Source organism: Serratia sp. 3ACOL1, assembly GCF_003668775.1.
In the GTDB taxonomy this organism is placed as follows: domain Bacteria; phylum Pseudomonadota; class Gammaproteobacteria; order Enterobacterales; family Enterobacteriaceae; genus Chania; species Chania fonticola.
In genome coordinates, this window is sequence record NZ_CP033055.1 from 1929957 (window position 1) to 1953083 (window position 23127).

General features: G+C 53.5%; 19 protein-coding genes, 1 tRNA gene and 2 pseudogenes. 11 read left to right on the plus strand and 11 right to left on the minus strand.

What is annotated here, in order from left to right; translation table 11 throughout:
• Positions 1-258: 258 nt before the first annotated feature.
• The 4 genes from D9980_RS08875 to lsrR all read right to left on the minus strand — a co-directional run bounded on the left by D9980_RS08875 (position 259) and on the right by lsrR (position 4374).
• Entirely contained in the window at positions 259-1269 is a 1011-nt protein-coding gene (locus D9980_RS08875; RefSeq protein ID WP_121607055.1) for an AI-2E family transporter, read from the minus strand.
• Positions 1270-1400: 131 nt separating this feature from the next.
• Positions 1401-1751 (minus strand): cupin domain-containing protein, encoded by a 351-nt coding sequence (locus D9980_RS08880; RefSeq protein WP_121607056.1) that lies wholly within the window; start codon positions 1749-1751, stop codon positions 1401-1403.
• 12 nt (positions 1752-1763) lie between these two features.
• Positions 1764-3356, minus strand: coding sequence for an autoinducer-2 kinase (lsrK, locus tag D9980_RS08885; RefSeq protein ID WP_024486580.1), 1593 nt, complete (start codon positions 3354-3356; stop codon positions 1764-1766).
• 52 nt (positions 3357-3408) lie between these two features.
• Positions 3409-4374 (minus strand): transcriptional regulator LsrR, encoded by a 966-nt coding sequence (gene lsrR / locus D9980_RS08890; RefSeq protein WP_162304244.1) that lies wholly within the window; start codon positions 4372-4374, stop codon positions 3409-3411.
• A gap of 249 nt (positions 4375-4623) precedes the next feature.
• Here lsrR and lsrA point away from each other — a divergent pair, with 249 nt between their 5' ends.
• The 8 genes and pseudogenes from lsrA (at position 4624) to D9980_RS08930 (ending at position 12082) form a co-directional block, all read left to right on the plus strand.
• The gene (lsrA, locus tag D9980_RS08895) at positions 4624-6183 is read left to right on the plus strand and encodes an autoinducer 2 ABC transporter ATP-binding protein LsrA (RefSeq protein ID WP_121607057.1); all 1560 of its coding nucleotides are present in this window, start codon (positions 4624-4626) and stop codon (positions 6181-6183) included.
• Positions 6177-7225: pseudogene (lsrC, locus tag D9980_RS08900) on the plus strand (autoinducer 2 ABC transporter permease LsrC). The gene lsrA and the pseudogene lsrC overlap by 7 nt, the downstream one beginning before the upstream one ends.
• Complete coding sequence (gene lsrD / locus D9980_RS08905; protein WP_121607058.1) at positions 7222-8223, plus strand: autoinducer 2 ABC transporter permease LsrD; 1002 nt, start codon at positions 7222-7224, stop codon at positions 8221-8223. Before lsrC ends, lsrD begins: the two are co-directional and overlap by 4 nt.
• Positions 8224-8267: 44 nt before the next feature.
• Positions 8268-9289 (plus strand): annotated as a pseudogene (lsrB, locus tag D9980_RS08910) (autoinducer 2 ABC transporter substrate-binding protein LsrB).
• 34 nt (positions 9290-9323) lie between these two features.
• A complete protein-coding gene (lsrF, locus tag D9980_RS08915) occupies positions 9324-10199 on the plus strand; it encodes a 3-hydroxy-5-phosphonooxypentane-2,4-dione thiolase (RefSeq protein WP_024486575.1) in 876 nt (291 codons plus the stop codon).
• Positions 10200-10254: 55 nt separating this feature from the next.
• The gene (gene lsrG, locus D9980_RS08920; RefSeq protein WP_065685617.1) at positions 10255-10545 is read left to right on the plus strand and encodes a (4S)-4-hydroxy-5-phosphonooxypentane-2,3-dione isomerase; all 291 of its coding nucleotides are present in this window, start codon (positions 10255-10257) and stop codon (positions 10543-10545) included.
• A gap of 220 nt (positions 10546-10765) precedes the next feature.
• Positions 10766-10855, plus strand: a tRNA-Ser gene (locus D9980_RS08925).
• A gap of 846 nt (positions 10856-11701) precedes the next feature.
• Positions 11702-12082: a DUF1622 domain-containing protein gene (locus tag D9980_RS08930; protein WP_024486941.1), complete on the plus strand. Its 381-nt coding sequence runs from the start codon at positions 11702-11704 to the stop codon at positions 12080-12082.
• 37 nt (positions 12083-12119) lie between these two features.
• Here D9980_RS08930 and D9980_RS08935 read toward each other — a convergent pair whose 3' ends face one another.
• Positions 12120-13235, minus strand: a complete 1116-nt coding sequence (locus D9980_RS08935) for a GGDEF domain-containing protein (protein WP_121607059.1) — start codon at positions 13233-13235, stop codon at positions 12120-12122.
• Positions 13236-13426: 191 nt separating this feature from the next.
• Here D9980_RS08935 and D9980_RS08940 point away from each other — a divergent pair, with 191 nt between their 5' ends.
• Positions 13427-13912: a heme-degrading domain-containing protein gene (locus D9980_RS08940; protein ID WP_121607060.1), complete on the plus strand. Its 486-nt coding sequence runs from the start codon at positions 13427-13429 to the stop codon at positions 13910-13912.
• A gap of 228 nt (positions 13913-14140) precedes the next feature.
• Positions 14141-15832 (plus strand): C4-dicarboxylic acid transporter DauA, encoded by a 1692-nt coding sequence (gene dauA, locus D9980_RS08945; RefSeq protein ID WP_121607061.1) that lies wholly within the window; start codon positions 14141-14143, stop codon positions 15830-15832.
• A gap of 172 nt (positions 15833-16004) precedes the next feature.
• On the opposite strand, the gene kdsA is transcribed toward dauA, so the two are convergent.
• Genes kdsA through hemA form a run of 6 tightly spaced genes read right to left on the minus strand, consistent with a single transcriptional unit; the run spans position 16005 to position 21334 of the window.
• On the minus strand, positions 16005-16859 hold the full coding sequence (kdsA, locus tag D9980_RS08950; protein ID WP_024485431.1) for a 3-deoxy-8-phosphooctulonate synthase: 855 nt from the start codon (positions 16857-16859) through the stop codon (positions 16005-16007).
• Positions 16860-16897: 38 nt separating this feature from the next.
• Positions 16898-17707, minus strand: a complete 810-nt coding sequence (gene sirB1 / locus D9980_RS08955; protein ID WP_021806696.1) for an invasion regulator SirB1 — start codon at positions 17705-17707, stop codon at positions 16898-16900.
• Positions 17704-18102 (minus strand): SirB2 family protein, encoded by a 399-nt coding sequence (locus D9980_RS08960; RefSeq protein ID WP_121607062.1) that lies wholly within the window; start codon positions 18100-18102, stop codon positions 17704-17706. The genes sirB1 and D9980_RS08960 overlap by 4 nt, the downstream gene beginning before the upstream one ends.
• Before the next feature lie 18 nt (positions 18103-18120).
• Positions 18121-18954: a peptide chain release factor N(5)-glutamine methyltransferase gene (gene prmC, locus D9980_RS08965; RefSeq protein ID WP_121607063.1), complete on the minus strand. Its 834-nt coding sequence runs from the start codon at positions 18952-18954 to the stop codon at positions 18121-18123.
• On the minus strand, positions 18954-20039 hold the full coding sequence (gene prfA / locus D9980_RS08970; RefSeq protein ID WP_121607064.1) for a peptide chain release factor 1: 1086 nt from the start codon (positions 20037-20039) through the stop codon (positions 18954-18956). The genes prmC and prfA overlap by 1 nt, the downstream gene beginning before the upstream one ends.
• Positions 20040-20071: 32 nt before the next feature.
• Positions 20072-21334: a glutamyl-tRNA reductase gene (hemA, locus tag D9980_RS08975; protein WP_024485435.1), complete on the minus strand. Its 1263-nt coding sequence runs from the start codon at positions 21332-21334 to the stop codon at positions 20072-20074.
• A gap of 491 nt (positions 21335-21825) precedes the next feature.
• On the opposite strand from hemA, the gene D9980_RS08980 reads away from it, so the two are divergent.
• On the plus strand, positions 21826-22971 hold the full coding sequence (locus D9980_RS08980; protein WP_121607065.1) for a porin: 1146 nt from the start codon (positions 21826-21828) through the stop codon (positions 22969-22971).
• The last annotated feature ends 156 nt before the right edge of the window (positions 22972-23127 follow it).

A 23127-nucleotide genomic window follows, 5' to 3' on the forward strand; every position in this document is an offset into this window, starting at 1 on the left:
ACTAGACCTGTTAAAAGTATTGCTATTGTCTTTAATGGTGGCGCTGCTTTTAACTTTAATGGGATTAAAATTTACACTGCAGAGTAGGACCATGAGGGTCTCACAGTCTTACTCTGCTTCTTGTTATCATTGAGTTATGTTGATGCGTCCGCTTCTGGCACATCACGGACATTTCAACTTTGCCCTACCGCACATCTGAACTCATTACCTACTTTGCAAAAACATAGTTGGTTCGCAAAATGGCCCCCTCCCCGCCCCTCAAATCAGCTTGGCTTCCCTAAGCTCACTCTTCAGATAGGCATAATAGATAGGAGCGGCAACCACGCCTGCCAGGCCGAATGCGGCCTCAAAGACCAACATCGCCAGCAAGATCTCCCAAGAGTTAGCCCTGATTTTAGTACCGACAATACGGGCATTAAGGAAGTACTCAAACTTGTGGATCACGATCAGGTAGAGCAGCGCAATCAGTGCCACTCCGAGTGAAACCGACAGGCCAGAGATGAAAACAATGGTATTGGAGATCAGATTGCCGATCACCGGCAGCAGGCCAAAGATAAAGGTAAACACCACCAGCGTTTTCGCCAACGGGATATGGATCCCACACAGCGGTAGCACACCAAGGATAAAGATAGCCGAGAAGAAGGTATTGATTGCCGATATTTTAACCTGAGCAAACACAATATTGCGGAACGCCTGCGATAACAGCGAAATCCTTTTCATCAGCTCACTTTTCAGTAATGGCCGATCCTCGCTGCTATCAATGTTATACAGTGAGACTATGGCACCGAGCACCATCCCGATCAGCATGGTCACCAGGCCATGCAGTACACTCTTACCCATCGTCTGCAGCAGCGCTATGTGCTGTTGCATCCGGCTCAGGATCTCGTTCTTCAGTTCTTCCACACTCAACGGCAGGTAGCCCGGCATATATTTTGCCACCTCTTGCTGGACATCCTGCAGGATGAACGCAATACGGGTGTTAATGGCAGAGATATTCTTCATATCCTGCATCAGATAGCCGACGATACTCCCCACAATGGTGATCAACAGGCCGACCACCAAAGTACTGATCACCGCCACAACCAGCCATCTGGCACGATGGCCACCGATGACCTTCTGAAAATGTGGCGTCAGGATATTCACGATCTCGTAAACCAGAAAACCAGCCATAAAGCAGGTAAGAAGATGCAACGGCAGCAGCAGCAGGATCCCCCCCATCACAAAGATGAAACTGATTATCCTGGCCTGTTTGACATTCATTATCTGCATTGTTACTCGCTTGTCCCTGAGGGGATAGAATTTTTAAGCACCTGTTTAGTATTATATTTCATTTATCATGTCCACCAGAACACGACAAGCTAAATTCATCCAACCTCAAGCCGGAAGCTTGGGCTTTTTCCCTAATAGCTCTCAGGCTCTGCGGGATGGCTGTCCCCTAGCACATGTGGCGATTTCACGAATACCCCTTTCCACGGCACCGAGCCAGTATTGACCAGAAAATGCGCCTCACCAGGATCACACTGCAACACATCCCCTTCACGTAGCATGTGCATATCCCCTTCCAGATACAGGCACACCTCTCCACTGAGGGTATAAAAAACTTCGCAAACCTCCTTGTGGCGGTGATTTCTGAATGACTGCCCTGGTTGCAACACCACGACGCCCATATCGCACATCGGGCCGCGGATCAGGTATTTCGGGCCATTGTCACCGAAGCGATAGTCGTGAGCCATTTCACTAGTCTTGAGCATGATTACCCTCCTTTAAAGGCCTGGAGCCTTCCACATTGACGTCGTCAAACCGTGATCGACCAAACCAAGTTGATCCAGATACACCTCCAGCCATTTTTGACGTGCCTGCTGATAAACCTCACTGTTTTCTGGATTCGGGATATGTTCCCTATCCCAACGCACCAGGCTCTCCCCCGCATCCGCCAACGACGAATAGACTCCTACCCCCACTCCAGCGGCAATAGCACATCCCAGCGCGGTCGCTTCCTTGACCACCGGGACTCGTACGGTCAGCCCGGTGACATCGGCCAGGATCTGGCTCCAGAGCGTCCCCTTTGAACCGCCACCGGCAAACACCAGCGAATCGGCCTTGATACCTGAAAACTCGGCAATTTGTTGCAGATTACAGGCCGACACGATAGCCGCGTTCTCTTCCAGGGCGCGGAACAGCGTGGCTTTGTTGCACTTTTCCGGGTCGATTGACAGGTTGATAAATGAGGGGGCGGCGTGATACCAGTTCTTAAAGCGCATGACATCGGAGAAGATGGGCATAACGCCATAAGCACCTGATGGTACACGCCTGGCCATATCCTCCAGCAACGCATAGGTATCCACGCCCAGACGTTCACCAATCAGCTTCTCCTCGGCGCAGAAGGCATCACGGAACCAGCGCATGGTCAGCCCGGTAAAAAAGCTGATGGATTCAGCCTGGACCATGCCCGGGATCACATGCGGGTTAATGCGCACATTCATATTGGGATCGGTAACCGGCGCAGGAAGGTTCACGACCTGCTGCCAGAACGTTCCCCCTAATACGGCGATCTGCGCTGGTCTGACGATGCCAAGCCCTACGCAACCCAATTGAACATCACCGCCCCCGACAATCACCGGGGTGCCAGCCCGCAGGCCTGAAAGTGTGGCAGCGTTGTCCGTCACCGCCCCCAGCGGGGTTCCCGTCTCTTTTACCGGTGAAAGAATGTCCGAACGCAGGCCCGCCATTTCCAACAGGCCTTTTCTCCAGTCTCGTGTGACCAGATCAAGCAACCCGGTAGTCCCGGCATTTGACGGATCGACCGCAAGTTCACCGCTGAGCATATAAGCCAGCCAGTCACTGATCATGGTGACCGCGGCTGCCTGGCGATAGATATCAGGGCGGTAGTGCGCCAACCACAGCAGCCGGGGCATTGCGCTGAGTGCCAGCGTCTGCCCTGAACAACGGTAAACCTCATCTTCAAAAGTATGGTTGTGGATCTCTTTTAACTCGCTGACCTCACGCGTTGCCCGTGCATCTACGTTGGCGCATGCCCAGATTGGCTGACCTTCTGCATCATAGATCACAATCCCTTCACGCATTGAACACGCAGCCACGGACGCAATCGCCTCCGGCGCAATGGCCGCCATCTTTAACGCTTGATGGATGCATTGGCAGGTGAGGTGCCAGTTTTTGGCAAGATCGAATTCCATGGAGCCCGGTACATCAGGAACCGCCAAATGTAGCCATTCGGCTTGCCCTACTGAGACTTGATTGCCTTCCAAATCAAAAATTACCGCTCTGACGCTGCCGGTACCGGCATCCAGAGCCATCAGGTATTGGCCTGATGTGGCAGGAGTACAGAGTCGAGCCATGTGTTTGTCCTCGGCTGGTGTTTGAGACAGTCTGTTACATCGTTATTAACCTTTACTTTCCAATAAGTTTGAGCATTTCTGCCGCCGTGTCCTGATCGGTGACCAAGGCGTTGATATAGCCACCCTTCAATGCCGCCACGATCGCTTCAGCTTTTGGTACTCCCCCCGCAACCCCGACAACGGTAGGTATGGTGGCGAGTGCACTTAAACTCAGTCCTATCAATTCTTGATGGATCTGCATGTCGGGAATGATTTCGCCGCTGGCATCAAAAAAGTAGCCGAGAATATCGCCAACGGCACCTTTGCGGCCAATCATCAGCTGTTCACCTTCGGTGATATAACCAGCGCGTAAAATGGTGGCGGCATCTTTTTGACTCACCGCACCGATCCCTACTACAGCGACATCGGCAGCCTGGGCCGCCAGCAGCACGTCCCTGACGCTATTTTCATCCCGCAGAGTGCGGGCAATATCGGCAGAGGAAGCGCGCAACGGAGCTGGGATCATGCTGACGCTGCAGGCGGCATCCAACTGACCAATCCCGGTCATATAAGGTCCTACACCACCGGAAAGCGTGACCAGCCGAATTTGCTGCGAAGAAATGAAACCACTGAGCCTTTTCAAGGTGCTCATGGTGGCCTCACCAAATCCCGCTGCCAACAGCTGCTGCGGCTCCAGAGACTCCATCAGCATGTGTGCCGCCCCGATCCCCAACCTCGCGCTGTCATCAGCCTCGGCCAAGGCGGGTAATACGCGAATGTTTTTCAGGTCAAAGTGCTTTTTCAATGCATCTTCATACTGTAGGCAACCTTCAAAGCGAGAGTTAATCTGCACCCGAATAATCCCAGACTGATGCCCTTTCTCCAGCAAACGCGAGACTTTAAGGCGCGTCAGCCCAAGCCGGGCGCTAATCTCGCTTTGCGTCAGCCCATCGTGATAGTAGAACCAGGCGATGCGGGCGACCTGCTCCTCCTCACACATGCCATGTTCGGGTGTCAATGCACTGTCATTTATCGTCATAAATCCGCTTCTCTTTGAACATTTTTAAATCTTGAACACAATTGTTCCGCTATCGCTCAACAATAGCTGTGAGTCATGCCACAAATATACACCAAATTTGAACATCGGTTTTCACAGCAAACAATTATTCAAAAAACGTGATCGCAGTGATGGTTTTATCGCCAAACCATGACTAAGGTTATGAACAATTAGTTTTCTAAAAAATATTTGTTCAACTCAGTCACTCATCTTCGAGTGAACGGAGGCAAGATGCAAACCGGTGAATATTCAGATCCGCCTCTGCTCTGCGTGCAAAACATTAATAAACACTATTCCGGTGTTGAGGTGCTGAAAGGTATCGACTTTACCCTGCATGCCGGGGAGGTACATGCCTTGCTCGGTGGCAATGGCGCGGGGAAATCTACGCTAATGAAGATCATCGCTGGCGTAGTCCCACCGGACGGCGGCGCTATCGAGATCAATGGCCAGCGTTGTGCCAATCTGACCCCGGTAAAAGCGCATCAACTGGGGATCTATCTGGTGCCGCAGGAACCGCTGTTGTTCCCCAGCCTGTCGGTTAAAGAGAATATTCTGTTTGGCCTGCCCACCAAACGGGCTGCTGTGGAAAAAATGCAGCAGTTACTCGAACTGTTGGGATGCAAGCTTGAACCCAACTGTATGGCAGGGTCGCTGGATGTCGCTGACCGCCAGATCGTTGAGATCATGCGTGGATTAATGCGTGATTCCCAGATCCTGATCCTGGATGAACCCACGGCGTCGCTGACGCCTGCCGAAACGGACCGCTTATTTGCCCGCCTGCATGAACTGCTTGGCAAAGGTGTCGGTATCGTCTTTATTTCCCATAAGCTGCCGGAAATCCGCCAGATTGCCGACCGCGTTAGCGTAATGCGTGACGGCAAAATCGCCCTGACGGGGAAAACCGCCTCGCTGACCACGGATGAGATTATTCAGGCAATCACCCCAGCGGCCCGTAATGTGGATCTCTCCGCTAGCCAGAAACTGTGGCTCGAACTGCCTGGCAATCGGCCAGCCAACCCTCAGGGCAAAGCCGTATTGCAGTTGAGGGAACTCACTGGTGAAGGCTTCCGGCAGGTGACACTCAACGTCCACGCCGGGGAAATCCTGGGTCTGGCTGGCCTGGTCGGCTCCGGGCGCACCGAGTTGGCTGAAACGCTGTATGGATTACGCCCAGCCAGTGCGGGCAGCATCATGCTCAATGGTGAAGAAATCGCGGAACTGAATACCCGCCAGCGGTTGCAACGCGGGCTGATCTATTTACCGGAAGACCGGCAGTCTTCCGGGCTGTATCTGGATTCATCGTTATCCTGGAACGTCTGTGCCCTGACCCACAATACCGGCGGGTTCTGGGCCCATCCACAGCGTGATAACGCTACGCTTGAACGTTATCGCCGGGCGCTGAATATCAAATTCAACCACCCGGAACAACCGGCCCGCACCCTGTCTGGCGGTAATCAACAAAAAATCCTGATCGCCAAATGCCTGGAAGCATCGCCACAGTTGCTGATCGTCGATGAACCGACCCGTGGCGTCGACGTCGGTGCACGCAACGATATCTATCAGCTCATTCGGAGCATTGCCCAGCAGCATGTCGCTATCCTGTTTATTTCATCCGATCTCGAAGAGATAGCCATGATGGCCGATCGGGTCTGCATCATGCACCAGGGCGAGGTGGCAAGCAGCACGCTGTCCGGCGACGAGATCACTGTGGATACCATCATGCATATGGCCTTTGGCGAACAACATGCCGCATCCCATCAGCCTCATGCCAACGGGGAGACCTCATGCTAAAGATGATACAAAACAACCGAGAGCTGACGGCGCTGCTGGCCATCATCGGCCTGTTTGCGTTACTGGGGGCATTGATAGCAGCTATTTCAGTTTCCAGACGCTGACCATGATTTTCAGCAGTTCGCAAATTCTGATGTTGCTGGCCATCGGCGCGGCACTGGTCATGCTGACCCGTAATATTGATGTCTCCGTCGGTTCCATCACCGGGATGTGTGCGGTGCTGCTTGGGATAACGCTCAATGCCGGATACAGCTTGCCCGTCGCCTTTACCGTCACGCTGCTACTCGGTTTGCTAGCCGGCTTTTTTAATGGTGTGCTGGTCGCCTGGTTCAAAATTCCTGCCATAGTCGCTACCCTGGGCACCCTTGGCCTGTATCGCGGCATCATGCTGCTATGGACCGGCGGTAAATGGATCGAGGGTTTGCCAAGCTCGCTCAAGCAGCTCTCTTCCCCAGTGCTGCTGGGTATCTCACCGATTGGCTGGCTAACTTTACTGCTGGTGGCGTTAATGGCCTGGCTACTGTTGAAAACCTCATTCGGCCGCAGCTTCTATGCCACCGGTGACAACCTGCAGGGTGCTCGTCAACTCGGGATCCGCACCGAGGCCATCCGCATCATCGCTTTCTCACTTAATGGGCTAATGGCGGCGCTCGCCGGGATCGTGTTTGCCGCACAGATTGGCTTTATTCCCAACCAGACAGGAACCGGCCTGGAAATGAAGGCCATTGCCGCCTGTGTGCTGGGAGGCATCAGTCTGCTTGGTGGTTCTGGTACGGTGGTGGGGGCCATTCTGGGGGCCTATTTCCTGACGCAGATCGACAGCGTGCTGGTACTGTTGCGCATTCCTGCGTGGTGGAACGACTTTATCGCTGGCCTGGTTTTGTTGGGGGTCCTGGTATTTGATGGCCGCCTGCGCTGCGCCCTGCAAAGGAATATCCGCCGCCAGAAATATGCCCGGTTTATCGATCCCCCACCTCTGTCCCCAACATCCCCTAACTCCACCCAACTCCCTGCACAGGGAAAAAAACGGGAGATCGCATGATGGCACAATGGCGACGTTTCGGCTGGGAACTGGCGCTGGCCGCCCTGCTGCTGATTGAGATCCTGGCGTTCGGAGTCGTTAACCCGCGCATGCTGGACATCAATGTCCTGTTGTTCAGCACCAGCGACTTTATCTGTATTGGCATTGTGGCACTGCCGTTAACCATGGTGATCGTCAGTGGTGGCATTGATATTTCATTTGGTTCCACCATTGGCCTGTGCGCCATTGCGCTAGGGGTATTGTTCCAGGCGGGCCTGCCCTTGCCGTTGGCAATTGCGATAACGCTAGCCTTGGGTGCCCTATGCGGTTTGATCAACGCCGGATTGATCATCTACACCGGTATCAATCCTTTGGTGATCACCCTCGGCACCATGTACCTGTTTGGCGGTAGCGCCCTCCTGCTTTCGGGCATCTCTGGTGCCACCGGCTATGAAGGCATCGGAGGATTCCCGATGGCCTTTACCGATTTCGCCAACCTGACGGTGTTTGGCCTGCCAGTCCCGCTGACCTTCTTTATGGTCTGTGTGCTGCTGTGCTGGCTGCTGACGCACCGGACACACGCAGGGCGCAACATCTTCCTGATTGGCCAAAGCCAGCGCGTAGCGCAATACAGTGCGATCCCGGTTAACCGAACGCTATGTGCACTCTATGCAATGACCGGATTTGCTTCGGCCATCGCTGCGGTATTGCTGGTTTCCTACTTTGGTTCGGCACGTTCCGACCTCGGTGCCTCCTTCCTGATGCCAGCCATCACGGCAGTGGTGCTTGGCGGGGCAAATATTTACGGCGGCTCTGGCTCCATTCTCGGTACCGCCGTAGCCGTTTTGTTGGTCGGCTATCTGCAACAGGGATTACAAATGGCTGGCGTGCCCAACCAGATCTCCAACGCACTTTCCGGAGCGCTGCTGATTATTGTCGTCGTTGGCCGTTCCATCAGCCTACATCGGCATCAGATCAAAGAGTGGCTCCAACGACGACGCAGCATCCATCAGGTTTGAGCTCAGACAGACAACTTCTGACAACGCGATATACGGAGAACAACATGACCCTACAACGTATCAAAAAAATCGCGCTTTTAAGCGTACTCGGCATGGCTTCGCTAAGCATTGGCGTACAGGCGGCGGAACGCATTGCCTTTATCCCCAAACTGGTGGGCGTCGGCTTTTTCACCAGCGGGGGTAATGGAGCACTAGAGGCGGGGAAAGAGCTGGGCGTTGACGTCACCTACGATGGCCCAACCGAACCTAGCGTTTCCGGCCAGGTTCAGTTGATCAATAACTTCGTTAACCAGGGCTATAACGCCATTATCGTCTCCGCCGTTTCCCCGGAAGGACTCTGCCCGGCGTTAAAACGCGCCATGCAGCGGGGCGTGAAGGTATTGACCTGGGACTCAGACACCAAGCCCGAATGCCGTTCTTACTACATCAATCAGGGGACACCAGCCCAACTCGGGGCATGTTGGTCGATATGGCAGCCAATCAGGTGAAGAAAGATAAGGCCAAGGTCGCCTTCTTCTACTCCAGCCCGACGGTCACAGACCAGAACCAATGGGTGAATGAAGCCAAGCGTAAAATCGAAAAAGACCATCCAGGCTGGGAAGTGGTCACCACACAGTTTGGTTACAACGATGCCACCAAGTCACTGCAAACCGCCGAAGGGATCCTGAAAGCCTACGGCGATCTGGATGCCATCATCGCCCCGGATGCCAATGCCCTGCCCGCAGCGGCCCAGGCGGCAGAAAACCTCAAGCGTGACAACGTGGCAATTGTAGGGTTCAGCACGCCAAACGTTATGCGCCCTTATATTCAGCGCGGAACGGTTAAAGAGTTCGGCCTGTGGGACGTGGTCGAACAGGGGAAAATCTCGGTTTACGTGGCCAACGCCCTGCTGAAAAACGGCGAATTGAAGGTTGGCGACAAGCTCGATATCCCTGGCGTGGGTCAGGTAGAAGTTTCGCCGAACAGCGTACAAGGCTACGACTACCAGGCAAAAGGCAATGGCATCGTGCTGCTGCCTGAGCGCGTGGTGTTCAATAAAGACAATATCGACAAATACAACTTCTAACCTATCGCACCGATTATTTGGAGGGAGTAAGACAATGGCTGATTTAGATGACATCAAAGATGGTAAAGACTTCCATATCGATAAGCCGCAGCAAAATGCCCTGTTCAGTTTAAAAGGGTGTGGTGCGCTGGATTGGGGCATGCAGTCCCGCCTGGCACGCATTTTCAATCCCCGCACCAACCGAACCGTGATGCTGGCCTTTGACCACGGCTATTTCCAGGGGCCGACGACCGGGCTGGAGCGGATTGATATCAATATTGCGCCGCTGTTTGCACATGCCGACGTGTTGATGTGTACCCGGGGTATTCTGCGTAGCGTGATCCCGCCAGCCACCAACAAACCCATCGTGCTACGCGCTTCAGGGGCAAACTCCATTCTGACCGAGTTGAGCAATGAGGCGGTGGCGGTCGCCATGGACGACGCGGTGCGTCTGAATAGCTGTGCCGTCGCCGCACAGGTTTATATCGGCACGGAACATGAACACCAGTCGATTAAAAACATCATCCAACTGATCGATGCGGGTCTGAAAGTCGGCATGCCCACCATGGCGGTGACCGGCGTAGGGAAAGATATGGCACGCGATCAGCGTTATTTTTCACTAGCCACGCGTATCGCCGCCGAGATGGGGGCGCAAATCATCAAAACTTACTACGTGGATAAAGGGTTCGAACGCATTGTAGCTGGCTGCCCAGTGCCGATAGTTATCGCCGGTGGGAAGAAGTTACCTGAGCGCGAGGCGCTGGAGATGTGCTTCCAGGCGATTGATCAAGGGGCATCCGGGGTAGATATGGGGCGGAATATTTTTCAGTCAGAAAGCCCGGTTGCCATGATCAAGGCGGTGCACGCCATCGTTCATCAGAACGAAACGGTAGAACACGCCTACGAACTATTCCTCAGCGAAAAAGGCTGATACGGCTGAAATGCGGGCTGGTTTTCCAGGCCCACCCCATTCAAGGAGGCTGATTATGCACGTTACCCTGGTCGAAATTAACGTTCATGACGACAAGGTTGAGCGGTTTATCGAGGTGTTTCGCCAAAACCATCTGGGTGCGATCCAGGAAAAGGGCAACCTGCGCTTCGATGTGTTACAGGACCCTGACATCCCCACGCGTTTTTATATTTACGAGGCTTACGCCGATGAGCAGGCCGTGGCTTTCCATAAAACGACCCCGCACTACCAGGCTTGTGTTGAAGAGCTGGAGTCTTTGATGACCGGTCCACGTAAAAAGACGGTCTTTATTGGCTTAATGCCCTGAAGACTTGCCCCACCTTACCGGTGGGGCGAGCAATGAAGCTCGTGTTTGAACAGCACCTGTCCGCAGGTACTGGACTAAAAAAATGCGTTATTCCGGTCTTGATTTACGGCAAAGCGGCGACGGCTTAACCACCTGAGCTAAAACCGTAAAAATATTCTTGACCGGTTAACCGACTCTCCCTATAGTAGCGCCCCGTTGCACTGACTAACGCGCAACGTACGGTGAGGTGTCTGAGTGGCTGAAGGAGCACGCCTGGAAAGTGTGTATACGCGTAAGTGTATCGAGGGTTCGAACCCCTCTCTCACCGCCATATTAAATGAGAAAGCCTGAATTCACATTCAGGCTTTTTTATTGCATGTAACACAGTCAGAGAGGGGTGAGAAACCTCGACAGGGTTCGACAAAATGGCTCGCATCGCAGAGACATTTTGGACGGCCGACGGGCCGCCCGTAGGGTGAGCTTGCGAATCAAACCCTCTCTCACCGCCATATTCCAATAAAGACTGAGCTATTGGCTGTCAGTTAAGACTACCAATTCCCCCTCACCCCAACCCTCTCCCAAAGGGCGAGGGAGCTAGTACGGTGCCATGTTCAGGTACAGAGGCGATCTGTGACAAGTTTGATGTAGAGGACGATTGCCGTAATTAAGTTGTAGCACATTCGGTCCCCTCTCCTTTTGGGAGAGGGCTAGGGTGAGGGGCGCGGCTTCAAGGTAGATGTCAGCGCCTCAACGATAAAATCGGACAATTTATCGTCACATTCTGTTTAAACAAAAGTTAGAAAGTATTTGCTACAATACTGATAGCGCTATAATTTAGTTACTTTACTCAGGATACAGGTATCATCATGACTAATCAGCACACCAACAACGAATTGACTGAAGAACAAAAAAAGAAATTGACTTAATAGCGTTACAACGAGTCCAGGCAATGAATAGCGATGAATTCCTTTGCCAGCGCATTGACGAAAAAGTTCACGCGATGGAAGACCACGTCAAAGCTTATTTCAATAAGTGTTTTTCACTGCACTTAAACAACAAGCATAGCGAAAAGTAAAATGCTTTACGGGCCTGAGCTAAAACGCCCTATTCCAAGCCATTAACTAAGCACGGTTTGTTGGTGAGAGGCCTGATAAACATGGAAAACGGAGCTATCTAATTGGAAAGTATCAAAGAAATAATTATCTATTTCTCTCTAATGCTACAGGTTTTTTTAGAGTTTCTATCCGTTATTTGCGTTTTTGTCGGGCTGGTAAAGGCACTTTATACCACAATCACCAAAGTTAAAAGTCAGTCCATACTCTATTTAATAAGGGCACGTTTTGGAACCTGGCTTGCTTTGGCGTTAGAGTTTCAATTAGCGGCTGATATCTTGGCAACGACGATCAACCCTAGTATGGAAGAGTTGATTAAACTGGTAATCATTGCCGTGATACGTACATTCCTTAATTACTTTTTATCTAAAGAGTTAGATTATGCCGAAAGCAATGTTGCTGTCGTCGGTAAAACCGACGCAACAACGCTGGAGGGGAAAAAGTAAAGGTGTCAAAGAAAGCGTTGTTTACTCCCGGGCCAGGCTAAGACTTCTTAGCCGCCATAGGGCTAAACCTCTCCCCCAACTGTGATAGCGACATCAAACGGCTGCTGACCACGCGGTTTTTACCTTGGCGCTTAGCGTCATACAGCGCTTCATCCGTCATCTCTATCGCTTTCTCCACCGACATACCGGGCAGATAGAGCGAGGTCCCGATGGAGATGGTCAACCGGATCGCCTCCCCACTCTCGGTAATAAAATCAAATTCTTCCACCCGGCTGCGAATACGTTCCGCCACGGCCGCAATATGCAGCGGTTCATAGCTGGAAGTGATGACCATAAACTCCTCGCCGCCGTAGCGCCCGACAAAGTCTTCATCACGGACGCAATCCTTCAGAATGCCCCCCACGCTGGCCAACACGCCGTCACCAGCCAAATGGCCATAGGTGTCATTGACCTGTTTGAAATTATCCAAATCCAGCAACATTAGGCCACAAGACTCCCGTTGGGCATGCTGCAGCATCATTTTGTAGTCCACGCCGGCGCGGTTGTTGATGTGGGTCAGGCTGTCGGTCGTCGCCTTGTTGCGCATGGAGAAAAAGGCATTAATATGGCGCTCTTTAAAACTCAGGGCGTGGTAGCAAATCGCCAGGCAAAGCGCCGATGCGGCCTGATACAACAGAATATCCAGCCACAGTTCACGGAAGTTGACGAACGAGCCGACCACTGCAATGCGGTAGAGCGCAATGATACCGATGGTAAGGTAAAACACCCGGTTCGATTTTTTCCGCCAGACCCCCGATAGGAGCAGCGGCAAGATGATCGAACCGATGAATAGATTATCCAGCGTGAAGCCGCCGTTAAAGCCAAAGTTCACCAGATAGCACACTATCCCACTGACTGCACCACCGAAAAACAGCACCAGAATCATCGGGATCATGGCAAAGCTGTAATAAATGTTACCGGTGAGCAACAGCCGAGTCTGATTCAGATACAGCACCGCCAGCCCTGCCAGCACACCAAACAATATCCGTTTCCATACGGCGGATTGGTAGGAAAAAGGGGCGTTTCTGCTAAGCGCAAAGTAGGCTACCGACAGCGTGGCATAGGTGATGCACGCGTCACTGTAAAAAGACGAGATTGACGCAATATATGTCATAACTATTCGGCATACTCCAGGATGCGGCAATTTTTTTCGAGTTGCTGATTATCCAGACGGGCACAGCATGCAGCGCCCCTACGATAGTCAAAATGATAACGGCTAGGCGGGTATATGTTATTGCCAGGCAATCTATGTCCTATCCTCAGTTCAGGATAGTCTGTTATCCATCACACCACGGGGAAAATCTGATGAATATCGATGATGAATTGCAAGCGCTGGCGACACAAGAAGCGGACCTTACCTTCCACCATTTCGACCATGCCACCGCGTGGGAGCTGGGTGTAGCGCTAAAAAATGCCGCAGAACATCGCCAATTACCCATCGCTATCGAAATTCAGCTAAACGGACAAACGCTGTTTTATTACGCCCTGCCAGGCGCAACGCCAGACATTGCCGACTGGGTGCGGCGCAAGCGCAACGTGGTCAACCATTTCCATAAAAGCTCTTATGCCGTGGGTTTACGCCTGCAACAACGGCAAGTGACGCTGGAGGAGAGATATGGCCTCAGCGTACGTGACTATGCCGCCCACGGTGGCGCATTCCCCATCAACCTGCTCAATGTGGGTTGTGTCGGTTCCATCTCTCTTTCTGGCTCCCCGCAGCTCGAAGACCATCATCTGCTGGTCAGCACTCTTGCTCAGTTTCTAGGCTTACCCTTGCCCGCAGTACACTAAGCGATAAAAGCTACGCTTTTCCCCCAATCCACAGCGGACGATCTGCACAGGCTGGCGCTTGGCGCGAATAGTCCGCTGAACAAATATAAATTAATCGCAATCCTGATGCTTTGATACAAATCTAGGTATCGGCGGACAGAAAGGGGTATGGTATCTACCAGCTATTCCGAGACGGACCTCCATGGCCCGCCATTCCGTTCTCTTTTATAGACTTGGTTTGCAACTTAGATGAAAACGCACGAAATCAACGGTATCCGCCCTTTTAGCGCCCTGATAGATGCCTGCTGGCGCGAGCCCTATTCCCTTCAACGTCTGCTGAAAGATGCCATTGCCGGGGTGACCGTCGGCATCATTGCCATACCCCTGGCGATGGCGCTGGCCATTGCCAGCGGCGTTCCCCCACAGTATGGGCTGTATACCGCCGCCATTGCTGGCATCGTAATCGCCGTCAGCGGCGGTTCGCGCTACAGCGTTTCCGGCCCCACCGCGGCGTTTGTGGTGATCCTGTTCCCCGTTTCACAGCAGTTTGGGCTCTCTGGCCTATTGATTGCCACTATGCTGTCCGGCGTATTCCTGCTGATTATGGGGTTGGCGCGGCTTGGCCGCCTGATCGAATACATTCCACTTTCGGTCACGCTTGGGTTTACCTCTGGGATTGCCATCACCATCGCCACTATGCAGGTGAAGGATTTCTTTGGCTTACAGCTGGCGGAAGTACCGGAAAACTACATCGGTAAGGTGAATGCGCTGTTGCATGCTTTACCCACCCTGGACTATGGCGATACGCTGATTGGCGCGGTCACCTTGGTGGTCCTGCTGCTCTGGCCAAAGCTGGGGCTGCGTATTCCCGGCCACCTGCCCGCCTTGTTGGCTGGCACCGCAGTGATGGCAATTCTGGCACAGTTCGATCATCAGGTTGCGACCATTGGCTCCCGTTTCAGTTTCGAACTGGCAGACGGCAGCCAAGGCCAAGGTATCCCGCCGATCCTGCCGCAGTGGCTGTTGCCATGGCATCTGCCTGCTGGCGACGGTAAACCAACGGAGCTGAGCTGGCAGCTGCTTTCCGCTCTGTTACCGGCAGCCTTTTCCATGGCGATGCTTGGTGCGATCGAATCGCTGCTGTGCGCGGTAGTGTTGGATGGCATGACGGGCAAAAAGCACCACTCCAACGCCGAACTGATTGGCCAGGGCGCGGGTAATATCATCGCCCCGTTCTTCGGTGGCATTACCGCGACGGCCGCCATTGCCCGCTCGGCAGCCAACGTGCGAGCAGGAGCAACCTCACCGGTTTCGGCAATCATCCACTCGTTAATGGTGCTGCTGTCCTTGCTGATGCTGGCACCGTGGCTATCCTACTTACCGCTGGCGGCGATGGCTTCGCTGTTGCTATTGGTCGCCTGGAACATGAGCGAGGCGCATAAAGTGGTTTATCTGTTGCGCCGGGCGCCGAAAGACGACATTTTGGTGATGCTGCTGTGTATGTCGCTGACGGTACTGTTTGATATGGTGATTGCCATTACCGTTGGCATCGTGCTGGCCTCACTGCTGTTTATGCGCCGAATCGCACGCATGACCCGCCTGAGCGAGTTGAGCGCCGAGGATGGCCGGCTGGTGCTACGCGTCAACGGGCCGCTGTTCTTCGCCGCTGCCGAACGCGTGTTCAACGATCTGCTGGTACGCGGTGAAAACTACCACACCATCGTATTGCAATGGGATGCCGTGCCGGTGCTGGATGCCGGGGGGCTCAACGCGTTGCAACGTTATATCGACGCCCTGCCCGCCGAAAAACAGCTGGTGATCACCGATATTCCGTTCCAGCCGCTAAAAACCCTGGCTCGTGCGCGCATGAAGCCAATCGATGGCAAGCTGCATTTCTACCCCACCTTGCCTGAGGCACTCACCGCGCTTAACGGCCAGTAAAGCAAAAGGCCCGACAAATTAATGTCGGGCCTTCAAATCGATGACAAAGTAGCAATATTGCTGAGTTTGTCGAAATCGAACACCCCAACCTACCTAACCCATTGATTTTCCAGGCGGACGCAGCATGCAGCGCCCCTACATCATGGGCCAAGAGAGGGTTTGCCAGCAGCAGTTAGTTGCTGGTATCCAGCTCAGCGAAGCTTTTCACCAGATCGTCAATGGCTTTCATCTGCACCAGGAACGGTTCCAGCTTATCCAACGGCAACGCCGAAGGACCATCGCATTTGGCATTGCTTGGATCTGGGTGTGCCTCGATAAACAGGCCAGCCAAACCTACCGCCATACCGGCACGAGCCAGCTCGGCAACCTGCGCGCGGCGGCCGCCTGAAGCCGCACCAAACGGATCGCGGGTTTGCAGGGCGTGGGTCACGTCAAAGATCACCGGATGGCCACCGGTCACATTCTTCATCACGTTGATACCCAACATGTCGACCACCAGGTTGTCATAGCCAAAGTTGCTACCACGATCGCACAGGATAACCTGATCGTTGCCGCCTTCTTTGAATTTATCGACGATATTGCCCATCTGGCCCGGGCTGACGAACTGCGGTTTCTTGACGTTGATCACCGCGCCGGTTTTCGCCATGGCTTCAACCAGGTCGGTCTGGCGTGCCAGGAAGGCTGGCAGTTGGATCACATCAACCACTTCGGAAACTGGCTGCGCCTGTGAAGCTTCATGCACATCGGTGATAATTTTCACGCCGAAGGTGCTTTTGATTTCCTGGAAAATCTTCATCCCTTCTTCCAGGCCTGGGCCACGGTAAGAATGGATAGATGAGCGGTTGGCTTTATCAAAAGAGGCTTTGAAAACGTAAGGGATGCCCAGTTTTTGCGTCACGGTGACGTAGTGTTCGCAGATGCGCATCGCCAAATCGCGTGATTCCAGTACGTTCATACCGCCGAACAGTACAAACGGTAGATCGTTCGCTACCTTGATGTCGCCAATGCTGACTACTTTCTGTTCCATGCTTGCACCTTATTGATTAATAAATCGGAATCAGTGAATTAATGCAGCGTGACCTGCTTGAGCTCGATGGAGTGGATTTGAATTTTTATCACTTCACTCACCGGGTCTTCAGGGCACTGCTCGACAAAATAGTTGAGATCGGAAATGGCGATATGGTTGCATTCCAGCTGGGCATAAATCAAGCCACGGTCACGGATCTCGTAAGGATCGTCTGGGTCAAAACTCAGCACCGCCTCGCTGGCTCGCAACGCAATTTCCATCTGTTTTTCATCCATCAGCGCGGCTTTCAGCGTATCGAGCATCTTACGCACCACCAGAATATTTTCCGATTCGTCCAGATCGTCATCTTCCAGTTCAGCCCCCAGCCCCAGATTACCTTTGAGCCAAACCTGCAACTGATGTTCATTAAGCGTTTCCCCGTTCAACGGGTTAACCAGCCACATCTCCTCATCCAGCCAGTCAGCACGCATGATCAACTGAGTGGGGAAAATCACCGGCATCAGCGGCAGATCCAACTGGTGGGCAATATGCAGGAAAATGGTTCCCAGAGAGACTGGCGTACCTTGGCGGGCTTCCAACACCTTATCCAGCCAGATAGCATCAGAGAGCCGATAAACACCGCTGGCACCGCCGAATCCCCAGGTTTTAAAGAACAATTCGATAAGCGCTTCCAACTGCTGATCCTGGTTGAGATCGTCCGGGATGATTGCGCGCGCTTCTTCACTCAACTGCTGTAACTTGCGCTCAACTTCCGCCACCGGAAAGTCCCGCCGGATGATCTTGGATACCAGGATCACCCCCTCACTCAGTGAGGAAGTGTTAAATTCGAAATCGGCAATGCTGCTCATAGGTATCCCATCAAGAACGGTATTTTGGTCGTGGCAAGTTTAACGATCAGATACAGACAGCCCAGTGCCAGAACGAATGCCAAGGTACGGATATTCCAGCTTCGCGTCTTCTTGCCCAATGCGACATAGCCCAACAGGATATAGATAATAACGCCAAACAACTTCTCGGTCAGCCACGAGTCCATGCCAAGCAGTGGGTAAAGTTTGAACATCACCACCAGGGCAATACCGGTGGCAAACAGCACCGTATCATTGATATGAGGCGTGATCTTTACCCAGCGCTTGTTGATCATCGGCGATGCACGCCACTTCCAGAAGAAACGCAGTACAAACAACGTAATGCTGATGGCTACCGTTAATAAATGCAGATGTTTTAGCGCCATGTAAGCGGCCATAATGGTTTCCTTGGTTTCTTATAGTGGTTTTTGGCCCAGAGTCACGCGATCGTTGCCGCCATAGTCGCGATGCGTTGCCACTGCGATAAATCCCGCGGCATTCAGCAGCGTACGTACACTTTCACCCTGTTGCCAACCGTGCTCAAGCAACAGCCAACCCTGCGGCTCTAAATAATCTGCGGCCTGCTGCACGATCGCTGCCAGATCGGCCAGCCCCTGATCGGCGGCCACCAGCGCACTGCCGGGTTCAAAGCGGACATCGCCCTGCCCAAGGTGAGGATCGGCTTCATCAATATAGGGAGGATTACTGGCGATCAGCGCAAACTTTTGCCCGGCCACCGGCGTAAACCAGCTCCCTTGCAAAAAGCGCGCATTATTAATCGCCAGTTTTTGCGCGTTATGCTGCGCCAGCGCCACGGCCTCCGGTTGCAGATCGATGCCGGTGAGCTGGCAGTCTGGCCTTTCGCTGGCTAACGCCAGGGCAATCGCGCCGGTGCCGGTGCCAAGATCCAGAATGGCACACGGCGTTGCGGGCAGACGCTCCAAGGCCAACTCCACCAAACATTCGGTATCCGGGCGCGGGATTAGCGTAGCAGGCGAAACCGACAGAGGGAGCGACCAGAACTCACGCTCGCCAACCAGATACGCCACCGGTTCCCCGCGTTCACGGCGAGCCAGCAGCACCGTTAACTGCTCAGCCTGCTCTGCCGTCAGCGGAGTTTCGCCAAATGCCAACAAGTAGGTTCTGGCCCGACCGGTCACGAAACCCAACAGGATCTCCGCATCACGTTTGGCGCTGTCACTGTGCGTCAGGCGTAAGGTCGCGGTTTTCAGCCAGGTTTGATAATCCATTACTCAGGCTCGGCAGAGAGCGCGGCCAACTGATCGGCCTGGTATTCCTGCACGATCGGTTGAATTAGCATATCCAGTTTGCCTTCCATCACCTCATCCAGACGATACAGCGTCAGGTTGATGCGGTGGTCGGTCACACGCCCCTGCGGGAAGTTATAGGTACGGTTACGATCGGAACGATCGCCGGTGCCCAGCAGGTTGCGGCGGGTAGAAGCCTCTGCCAACTGGCGTTTCGCCATCTCTGCCGCGCGGATACGTGCCCCAAGCACCGACATCGCCTTGGCTTTGTTTTTGTGCTGTGAACGTTCGTCCTGGCATTCAACCACAATGCCGGTCGGCAAGTGGGTAATACGGATCGCAGAATCGGTGGTGTTAACGTGCTGACCACCGGCCCCGGAGGAACGGAAGGTATCGATTTTCAGATCACTCGCGTTGATTTCTGGCAGCTCCGCCTCTGGTACCGCTGGCATCACCGCTACCGTGCAGGCAGAGGTATGGATACGGCCCTGGGATTCGGTTTCCGGCACGCGCTGAACGCGATGACCGCCGGACTCAAACTTCAGTTGACCGTAAACGCCGTCGCCAGAGACTTTGGCAATCACCTCTTTGTAACCGCCGTGTTCACCCACGTTTTCGCTCATGATCTCAACCCGCCAGCGGCGAGTTTCAGCGTAACGGCTATACATACGGAACAGATCGCCAGCAAAGATGGCCGCTTCGTCGCCACCGGTTCCGGCGCGCACTTCCAGGAAACAGTCGCGCTCATCGTCCGGATCCTTCGGCAGCAGTAGCACCTGCAGCTGCTGTTCCAGCTCTTCCGTCGTCGCTTTGGCCTGTTTCAGCTCTTCCTGCGCCATTTCACGCATTTCCGGATCGTCCAGCATCATTTCTGCCGTGGCGAGGTCGTCCTGCACCTGACGCCATTCCAGAAAACAACGGCTGACGTCGGTCAACTGCGCATATTCGCGCGACAGGCCACGGAACCGATCTTGATCGGCAATGACACCGGCATCGCCGAGCAGCGCCTGAACTTCTTCATGGCGCTCTTGTAACGCTTCCAGTTTGGCAACAATAGAAGGCTTCATGCGTGGTTTTAAACCCTGTTAATAAAAGAGAACTAATGCTGATCCAGCCCGAGGCTGTCGCGTAAAATGTGCAACCGCTCCATGTCGCCGTCACCGGCGGCCTGCTGGAGGGATTTGGTAGGGGCATGAATAAGACGATTGGTTAATCTGTGGGCCAGCTCATGGATCACCTGCTCCACGTTAGCGCCTTGAGCAATCGCTGCCAGCGCTTTTGACTCCATTTCCGCACGGATTTGATCGGCCTGCGAACGGTAGTCTCTGATGGTATCTGTCGCGCCCTGTGAGCGCAGCCAGGTCATGAAATTGCTGCTTTCCTGCTGCACAATGGTCTCGGCCTGTACGGCCGCCGCCTGCCGTTGCGCCATATTGCTCTGAATAATGGCCTGCAGGTCGTCCACGGTGTAGAGATAGGCGTTCGCCAGTTTGCCCACTTCCGGCTCGATATCGCGCGGAACGGCAATATCCACCAGCAACATCGGCTGATTGCGGCGCGCTTTCAGTGCCCGCTCAACCATGCCCTTGCCGATGATGGGCAACGGGCTGGCGGTTGAGCTGATAATGATATCGGCATCTGCCAGGCGTGCGTCAATCTCCGGCAATGAGATCACCTCTGCCCCCACCTCTTGCGCCAATACCTGAGCGCGTTCACGGGTGCGGTTAGCGATGATCATATGCTGCACTTTATGCTCACGCAGATGGCGGGCAACCAGCTCGATCGTTTCCCCGGCACCGACCAACAGCACATTCAGTTCGGCAAGGGATTCGAAGATTTGACGCGCCAGCGCACAGGCGGCGAAGGCAACGGATACCGCGCTGGCACCGATTTCGGTTTCAGTGCGTACACGTTTGGCAACGGAGAAGGATTTCTGGAACAGGCGCTCCAGCTCACCGGAAAGTGACTGGCCACGCTGGGATTCGGCAAAGGCTTTCTTTACCTGCCCGAGGATCTGGGGTTCACCCAGTACCAAAGAGTCTAACCCGCTGGCAACGCGCATCAGGTGGCTGACGGCCTCGTCGCCGTGATGCCAATACAGGCTCTTGCGCACGTCTTCAGGGTGCAGATGGTGATAATCACATAACCAGGCTACCAGTTGTTCATGCAGATGATCCTGCTGCTCCACGCTGAGGTACAGCTCTGTACGGTTACAGGTAGACAGCACAACGCCGCCCTGCACCAATGGCTGTTGCAGCAAGCTATTCAGCGCCTTGTCGATCGACTCTGGGGAGAAGGTCACCCGTTCTCGCAGAGAAACCGGAGCGGTTTTGTGATTAATACCTAACGCCAGAAGGGTCATTGCTTCGAGTAATACTTCTCTTGGTACGGGTTCTCGTTGTCCGGCATTCTACTTGATGCGCGACATCAATTAAAGTGACAACCGCATCTTCCGGCCAATCGCTGGTATTGGCGGGACAAATCAGTCAGCACGACAAAACTCGGTATGTTTCAAACTCATCAGAAACCTCAAGGGAAAAACGCTGAAAGGCAGCGCCAACCCTTGCAAACTCCCCTTTCAGCCAGCTTGGCGACATCCTTCGCATTCCCACGGCTTAACATTTCACATTACTGATAATCGCGATAGGTTACGGTTTCCATTGTTTTAATTGCTATTTTTTCGGCATGTTCCCATAATCCCGCCAAATAGTTAGCTAGCGAATTATTTACAAAAAAACCGTTTCACAATTTCACTTTCTGTAATCGGAAAGTGAGCAAACCAGAAAGCCCCGGGCGTTGTTGGCCGATGGATGGGTTTTCGTTTCTTGAGCAGCACGTAAGAAGGGACGTTCTATGAAATTACGTAGATTAAGCCAGGCGGTTACCGCAGGGCTGATAGCGGGTTGTAGCGCATTTGCAGCACATAGTGAAATCACCTTATTAAAGCAGGATCCGCAAGCGGGCGATCCTCTTAGCCGCCTCACTTTCACAGTTGGCGGTAGTATTCGTCCACAGTTCAACATGATGACTGGCGATGGCGATAAAGGTTCTTATAAACGCAACGGTTTTGACGGCGGCACACGTTTTCGCTTCGCCACTGATTACTACCTGTTCGACGACATCAGTTGGATCAACTATTACGAGTTAGGCGTCAACATCCCGGCGCTGTTCAGTTGGGATAACCACTACGCCGAGGGTGCCAACAACACCTCACGCCGTATGCTGTATACCGGCCTGAAAAGCAAAACCTGGGGTCAACTGACCTTCGGTAAGCAAAACAGCGTTTACTACGACGTAGTCGGGGCCAAAACCGACATCTGGGATTACGACATGCTGGCCCAGGCACCAGGCAACGGCATTAACGGCGACTATGACGGCTCCTACCGGTCACGCAGCATGCTGAAATATAAAACAACCGTGGGCGATGCCGATATCTACGCCGCTTACCTGTTCAACGATGACGAATATCTGCCTGGTAATGGCTTACGCTACAAGCGCAAGGGCGGCGGTTCATTCGGTGTGGATTATCACCTGAGCAAAGACCTGACCTGGGGCACCGCCTGGAACTACACCAGCGCCGAGATGCGTAACCCCAATAGTGGCGAAAGCAATGACTACAATCAGAACATTTTTGGTACCGCACTGAGCTGGAAGCCGGACAACTGGACGCTCAGCTTTGGCGGCGGCTGGTATGACAACTTCCTGACCAGCAAGAAAAATCAGGTGAACAACTATTTCGCCGGGGATGCCTGGGGGATTGAATATTTCGCCGGTTATAGCTTCCCGGTAGGCGAATACGCGGTGAAATCCATCATGCCTTACTTTATGGGCGACCGCCTGCAGTACACCACTGGCCGCGATTATCAGCGTATTGATAATGGCTTGGGTGTCTCCTTCCAGTTCGACTACGGTTTCCGCGCCGACGTTGAACACGTGCTGACGTCCAGCACCGATAATCTGGGCGATATGACGGTTGTTCGTTTGCGTTACGATTTCTGATCTGGCAAAGCGCGCCCTGGTGGCGCGCTGAGACGAAAGACACGCTCTGTAGGGATGCTGCATGCTTCGCCCACAGATTTCCCCCCCAAAAACCCTCGCCATCGTTTACAATCTTCCACACGCCAGACGCCACCCTTGCTGCAAGGCTTTTGCGCC